Here is a 760-nt window from a genome sequence, read left to right as displayed (position 1 = left end):
GATCTGGTCCATGCGGCGGCGCGGCTCGGCGAAAGGGGGGCAGGCGGCGTTCAGACCTCCGATGTGGGGCCGCGTCCGGCCTGCTACCAGAGGGACGTAGCATCCCGTGAACATGCTGTGAACATCGACGCCCCAGCTTAAGTTTCACCCAAGAAGGCTTGATGATCGTTAAACTCTTTGTGAGCGGTTCATATCCTTTAAGCTTTCTTCACAGTTTCCCCCGCATTCTCCGCCGCCTGACCGCCGCGGCCAGAATCGGCCCCGTCCGTCGCCCCACGTTCGCTGTCCTTTTGGCCGGCGGCCACTCGGCTAAGGAGCACAGAATGTGCGACCCCTTCGCGGCACCCCGCCTGTCCTCGGCGGAGATTGCCGACATCACCAGCGGCCTGCGGGCCCTGGCCGGCGGCTGGACGATCTTCCCGCATGTGGGCAGCATGGGGGAGGTGACGCTGCTGCTCGCCCCCGCCGCCTGGGAGGGCAGCGACACCGCGCTGCTGGTGCAGCGCGAGGATGACGGCATCTCCCTGATCCTCAGCGAGGCCGACAGCCTGAGCCGCATCGCCCTGCTGCCCGACGCCGCGGGCGTGGTCGCCGCGGCCGGCCGCGCCGCCTGGCGGCAGATGGCCCGCATGCGCGCTGCCTGAGCGCGCCCTCCAGCTTTCCCCCCCCCAAGCCTGTCTCTTATACACATACGCCGCTCCCGCCCATCCTACGGGCTCACGCTCCTGGGGCTCGGTGGTCGTCCACTCCACACAAAGAA

At 67.8% G+C, this 760-nt stretch carries 1 protein-coding gene; it reads left to right on the top strand.

Going from position 1 to position 760, the window contains the following annotated elements; genetic code table 11:
- The first annotated feature begins 323 nt into the window (after positions 1-323).
- The gene (locus BKE38_RS28340) at positions 324-644 is read left to right on the top strand and encodes a hypothetical protein (protein WP_076960493.1); all 321 of its coding nucleotides are present in this window, start codon (positions 324-326) and stop codon (positions 642-644) included.
- Positions 645-760: the final 116 nt, after the last annotated feature.

It is taken from the genome of Teichococcus deserti, assembly GCF_001982615.1.
In the GTDB taxonomy this organism is placed as follows: domain Bacteria; phylum Pseudomonadota; class Alphaproteobacteria; order Acetobacterales; family Acetobacteraceae; genus Pseudoroseomonas; species Pseudoroseomonas deserti.
Note: the sequence above shows the minus strand (reverse complement) of the source record. Positions and strands in the feature narration are given on the sequence as shown.